Raw genomic sequence first — 5920 nt, forward strand, 5'->3', positions numbered from 1 at the left:
ACGTGGAGCTGATCCCGCCACCCACACCAAGCTCGGCCGCGGCGGCCCGACGGCAGGAGCAGCCCGAGGCGGCCGTGGCGGCGATCCGCGCCGTCCGCCGCCGGGAGCTTTTCCGGGTCGCGGCGGCGGATCTGTCGTCGATGCTCGAGGTCGAGGTGGTCGGCGACGCCTTGACCACGATCTCGGCGGCGACGCTGACCTCCGCCCTCGAGGTGGCCCGGCGCACGGTGGCCAAGGGTGAACCTGAACCCACGCGGATGTCGATCGTGGCGATGGGCCGGTTCGGCGGACATGAGCTGAGCTACGGCAGCGACCTCGACGTGATGTTCGTGCACGACCCGCTGCCGGGCGCCTCCGAGAAGGCGGCGACGGACTTCGCCACCCAGGCCGCGACCGAGCTCCGCCGGCTGCTCGCTCTTCCTGGCGCCGATCCGGCCGTCGCGATCGACCCGGACATCCGGCCCGAGGGACGCCAGGGACCGCTGGTCCGGACACTCGCCTCCTATGCCTCGTACTACGCGCGCTGGTCGGCCGTGTGGGAGGCGCAGGCGTTGCTCCGGGCGGATCCGCTGTGTGGCGATCCGGAGTTGTCCCAGGCGTTCCGCGACTTGATCGACCCGCTGCGGTACCCGGCGAACGGCGTACGGGAACGCGACGTCCAGGAGATCCGCAGGATCAAGGCGCGGGTGGATGCCGAGCGGTTGCCACGTGGAGCTGATCCCGCCACCCACACCAAGCTCGGCCGCGGCGGCCTGGCCGACATCGAGTGGACCGTCCAACTGCTGCAGATGCGCGAGGCGCACCGGGTCCCGGGCTTGCGGACGACTCGCACCTTGGGCGCGCTGCGGGCGGCAGTGGACGCGGAGTTGGTCGAGCCGCGCGATGCCGACGTACTGCGCACCGCCTGGGAACTGGCGAGCCGCATCCGCAACGCGATCATGCTCGTCCGGGCCCGCCCGGGCGATTCGCTGCCCCGGGACCCCCGCGATCTGGCGGCGGTGGCGCAGATCTGTGGGTACCCGCCGGGGGAGACCAGCCGGTTCTCCGACGACTATCTCCGCCGCACCCGGCGCGCTCGCAACACTGTCGACCGGCTGTTCTGGGGCGACTGATCCCACGCCGGCCCCGCTCGCGCATTCATGCCGTCAGGCGGAAGAAAGCGTTCTGAAAGTGGCGTGAGGGACGCTTTCAGAGAAGTGGGGGCGAGCGTACTGGGGGCGGTTGCGGTGCTGGAACTGGTAGGAACTCAGGAGGAGACCGGCGCGATGCCGGTGGATTTCAGTGAGTTCGTCGCGGCTCGCTACGGCTCCCTGCTCGGGATGGCGTACCTGTTGACGCACGACCACGCGCTGGCCGAGGATCTGGTCCAGACCGCACTGGCGAAGTGCTGGCGTTCGTGGGGCGCGATCAGGGCGGACGATCCCAGCGCCTACGTGCGGCGCGTACTCCTCAACACCTATCGCGCGTGGTGGCGGACCAAGAAGGGCAAGCGCGAGTTCCCGACCGAGGTCCTGCCGTCGGTCCTGGTCGGCAGCGATTCGGTCGACAGCGACTACGACAACGTCGACAGCAAAGCCGTCCTGGTGGACGCACTGGCCCGCCTGCCCCGCCGGATGCGCACGGTCGTCGTGCTGCGCTACCTCGGAGACCTGACCGAAGCCGAGACAGCGGCCACCGTCGGCTGCGCAGTCGGCACCATCAAGAGCCAAACCAGCCGAGCCCTCGCCAAACTCCGCCAAGACCCCACCCTGAACGACTTCCGCCACCCACCCCTCGCTTCGTGAGCCGCCAAGGTAGTTGCTCGGAGCAACTGCGGTTGCGGCGGGTGCATTGGCAGTGTGGTTGCGTCGCTTGCATTGGCGATGTGGTTGCGCGGTCTCCGCTGCGGGAGTGTGCTGGTCGACGTGGTGGGTGTCAAGGGCGCTTCGCGGCCCTTCGGGCTCGAACAAGTTCGACCCTTGACACCCACCACGTCGACCAGGGAAGGACGCAGCTACGCGGATCCGCGCTGACGTGTGAGCTGCATCCAGGAGATTCCGTCCGCCCGGGTGGTTCGGCGTAGAAGCGAGGGGATAACTCCTCTTGGTGGGGTTCGCCCACTGTTCTGACAGTGGGCTAACCACCACACCGTGCGGGAACCACATCGAGCGGCGGGGGGAGCCGACGCTCAATCGTGGGTTTCCGGGGGCGGCCCCACCCGGACCTACAGAACTCGCACAACCCTGTCCAGTAACCGGTTTCCCGGGTGGGATCGGCGGGTTCTGTAGGTCTGGGTGGGGCCGGGCGGTGGGCCTTGCGTCGAGCAGTGGCGTGGTTCGGTCGGCTGCCGGCTTGTGGGGCCGATACCGGTCTTCTGGGCGCTATCGGTCGAACAGCCCGCTATCGGCGGCAGGGCCGTCCGGTCGGATGCCGGGTCGTTGGACCGATGCCGGTCTGTAGGGCGGTATCGGCCGCGCAGGTGGCTATCGGCCGGGTGGTTCACCGGTTGGTCCGCCTGGTGGTGTGTTCGTTCCGCTAGGTGGTTCGGCAGGGGGTGACCCGGACGCCCAGCACTCAGCAACCTCTCCGCCAGGTACCGGAATCTCCCGGCCGGGCGTCGGCGCAGGCGTGGAGCCGCTCCGGCGGGGGCACTGGCGGGAGGTTGCTGAGTGGTGGAGGTCCGGGCCTTCGTCCTGCTGGCCGCGTTCGCCTCGGTCGGCCCGAGGGATGCCGTCTGCCACCCCCAGCGGACTACCCGGGCGGCACCCCCCGACGCAATTCCCTGGACTGTGGCCGTTCTTCTCAGCGGCTCCGGGCGTAGCTGCGTCCTTCCCTGGTCGCGGTGAGGTGTGTCAAGGGTCGAACTTGTTCGAGCCCGAAGGGCCGCGAAGCGCCCTTGACTCACCTCACCGCGACTAGCAAACTCACGCAGCCCGGCGACGCGAACCACCCACACCTACTGACCTGCGAACAACCCGCGCCGACGAACCCGCGAACCACGTCCGCTCGGCGCACCGGCGCACCGGCGCACCGGCGCACCGGCGCACCGGCGCACCGGCGTACCGGCGTGAGGGCTGGTTAGTCCGGCGTGGGGGCGTCTTTGCGGAGGAGGCCCTCGGACTTGAGGTCGGACCAGACGGCGGCCGGGATCTCGACTCGGGACAGCTCGGCGTTCGTGTGGACCTCGGCGGCGGTTCGACAGCCCACCGCGATGCCGGCTACTGCTGGATGCGCGAGGGGGAACTTCAAGGCGACCGCGGGGAGCGTGACGCCGTGGGATTCGCAGACGTCGGCTAGGCGGTTCGCCTTGGCCAGCAGGGCGGAAGGTGCAGGCGCGTAGTTGAATGTCGCGTCCGGAGCCGGGCGGGGTTGAGAGAGAAGACCTGAGTTGAAGATGCCGACGGCAACTACCTGGACGTCGTTGTCGACGCAGGCCGGGAGGACGTCGTCGAGGCCGTCGGGGTCGAGGAGGGTGTAGCGGCCGGCGAGCATGATGGCGTCGATGTCTACCTCGCGGACGAAGCGGGTCAGCATCGCGGTTTGGTTCATGCCGGAGCCGATCGCGCCGATCACGCCCTGGTCGCGGAGCTCGATCAGCGTCGGGAACGCGGTGGCGACGGCTTCCTCGTAGTGGTCGTCCGGGTCGTGGACGAAGACCACGTCCAAGCGATCCGTGCCGATCCGGCGGAGTGAGTCCTCGATGCTTTGGAGGACGCCGTCGCGGCTGAAGTCCCAGCGGCGGCGGCGTTTCGAGACCACCGCGAAACCTTCGTCGTCGGGCGCCTCGGTGTCGGCCTCGTAGATGATCCGGCCGACCTTGCTCGACAACACATAGGAATCACGCGGCTTCCCGGCCAACCCCGTACCGAGTCGTTCCTCGGCGAGACCGAGTCCGTAGTGCGGGGCGGTGTCGAAGTACCGCCAGCCCTCGTCCCAAGCTGCCCGAACGGTTGCCGTCGCCTCCTCATCGGCGACCGGGCTGAACATCCCCGCCAGGGGAGCCCCGCCGAGACCGATCCGCGAGTCCGGCGAGAAGAGCCTCATGACTTGACCGCGGGCAGCCGGAGGTTCTGCATGCCCCCGTCGACGGCGATCGCAGTACCGGTCGTTGATCCGGCCAGCGGGCTGGCGAGGTACGCAATCGCCGTGGCAACCTCGTCGGCGCTCACCAGGCGCCCCATCGGTTGCCGGGCTTCGAGCGCCGCACGCTCCACGGCCGGGTCGGTCGCGGAATCGAGCAGTCGGCCGACCCATGGGGTGTCTGCGGTGCCCGGGTTCACGCAGTTGACCCGGATGCCTTCGCGTACGTGGTCGGCGGCCATCGCCATGGTCAACGCCAGTACTGCGCCTTTGCTGGCACTGTAGAGCGCCCGATTCGGAAGGCCCGCGGTTGCGGCGATCGAGCACGTGTTCACGATCGCGGCGGCCGCGGACTTCCGCAGGTAAGGCAGCACGGCTCGCGAGACCCGGGCGATCCCGACGACGTTGACGTCGAGGACGCGATGCCACTCCTCGTCATCGTTGGTCGCGACCGTGCCCTGGGCGCCGATGCCGGCGTTGTTCACCAGGATGTCGATGCCACCGAGTTTCAGCGCGGCGGCCGCCACCGCGTCGCGGACGGAACTGTCGTCGCTCACGTCCGCGGCGATCCCGGTCAGCGGCGCGGGCACGTCCGGCTTCAGGTCGAACACGACCACCTCGGCGCCCCGTGCTGCCAGCAATGAGGCGGTCGCAAGGCCGATGCCCTGGGCGCCTCCGGTCACCACGGCCCGCAGGCCGGCGAAATCCGTCACTTCTCGTTCTCCTTTGTCAGCTCGATCCAGATCTTGCCACCCGGGTAGCGGAAGTCGCACAGCGTCTCCGCGTCCATCTCCGCACTGAACCCGGGCCGCAGCGGGGCGACGTAGTGCCCGTCCTCGATCACCACCGGCTCGAGGAAGTGCTCGTGCAGATGGTCGACGAACTCGATCACCCGGTTCTCGGTGCTCCCGCTGACCGCGACCAGGTCGAACATCGACAGGTGCTGCACCAGTTCACACAGCCCGACGCCGCCGGCATGAGGACACACCGGTACGCCGAACTTCGCCGCCAGCAGCAGGATCGCCACGTTCTCGTTCACCCCGGCGACGCGGGCCGAGTCGATCTGCACGAACGAGAGTGATCCGGCCTGCAGCAGCTGCTTGAAGACCACCCTGTTCTGCACGTGTTCCCCGGTCGCCACCCGGGTCGGCGCGATCGCCCGGGCGATGGTGGCGTGACCGAGGATGTCGTCGGGGCTGGTCGGTTCCTCGACCCACCACACGTCGTACTGCTTGAGTGCCTCGATCCAGGTGATCGCCTCGGCCACGTCCCAGCGCTGGTTCGCGTCGATCGCGATCCGGATGTCCGGGCCGACCGCCTCGCGGGCCAGCCGCATCCGGCGGATGTCGTCGTCGAGGTTCGCGCCGACCTTGAGCTTGATCTGGGTGAACCCGTCGGCCACCGCCTCCTGGCAGAGCCGCACCAGCTTGGCGTCGTCGTACCCGAGCCAGCCGGGGGTCGTGGTGTACGCCGGATAACCCCGCTCGCGCAGCAACTTCTCCCGCTCGGCGCGACCCGGTTGAGCGGCGTACAGGATCTCCAGGGCCTCTTCGCGGGTGAGCGCGTCCGTGAGGTAGCGGAAGTCGACGAGATCGACGATCTGCTCGGGGCTGAGGTCGGCCAGCAGCTTCCACAGCGGCACCCCGGCGCGCTTGGCTGCCAGGTCCCAGACGGCGTTGACGACGGCGCCGATGGCCATGTGCATGACGCCCTTCTCGGGGCCGAGCCAGCGCAGTTGCGAGTCGTACACGAGCGACTTCCAAAAGCCGCCGAGATCACTGAGCGTGGCCTCGACGTCGAGCCCGATCACGTAGTCGCGGAGCGCCTCGATCGCCGTGGTCTGGACGTCGTTGCCGCGGCC

5 protein-coding genes are annotated in these 5920 nt (G+C 69.1%); 2 read left to right on the forward strand and 3 right to left on the reverse strand.

The window, feature by feature from the left end; genetic code table 11:
* Together VFG33_RS11465 and VFG33_RS11470 are read left to right on the forward strand one after the other, a co-directional pair.
* Window positions 1-1112, forward strand: a 1112-nt coding sequence (locus tag VFG33_RS11465) for a [protein-PII] uridylyltransferase family protein (protein WP_325025347.1), incomplete at its 5' end; no start/stop codon positions are given.
* A 114-nt stretch (window positions 1113-1226) separates the two neighbouring features.
* Window positions 1227-1784, forward strand: coding sequence for a SigE family RNA polymerase sigma factor (locus tag VFG33_RS11470; RefSeq protein ID WP_325025349.1), 558 nt, complete (start codon window positions 1227-1229; stop codon window positions 1782-1784).
* Window positions 1785-3057: 1273 nt separating this feature from the next.
* On the opposite strand, the gene VFG33_RS11475 is transcribed toward VFG33_RS11470, so the two are convergent.
* The 3 genes from VFG33_RS11475 to VFG33_RS11485 all read right to left on the reverse strand — a co-directional run.
* A complete protein-coding gene (locus VFG33_RS11475) occupies window positions 3058-4023 on the reverse strand; it encodes an aldo/keto reductase (protein ID WP_325025351.1) in 966 nt (321 codons plus the stop codon).
* Window positions 4020-4772, reverse strand: a complete 753-nt coding sequence (locus tag VFG33_RS11480; RefSeq protein ID WP_325025353.1) for an SDR family NAD(P)-dependent oxidoreductase — start codon at window positions 4770-4772, stop codon at window positions 4020-4022. Before VFG33_RS11480 ends, VFG33_RS11475 begins: the two co-directional genes overlap by 4 nt.
* On the reverse strand, window positions 4769-5920 hold a 1152-nt coding region (locus tag VFG33_RS11485), incomplete at its 5' end, for an enolase C-terminal domain-like protein (RefSeq protein WP_325025355.1). The genes VFG33_RS11485 and VFG33_RS11480, both read right to left, overlap by 4 nt.

Source organism: Kribbella sp. (assembly GCF_035687465.1).
GTDB lineage: Bacteria > Actinomycetota > Actinomycetes > Propionibacteriales > Kribbellaceae > Kribbella.

Bases quoted from the DNA above. Each gene is read 5' to 3' on its own strand.
- VFG33_RS11475 (WP_325025351.1), bottom strand. From the start codon at position 4,023: ATGAGGCTCTTCTCGCCGGACTCGCGGATCGGTCTCGGCGGGGCTCCC.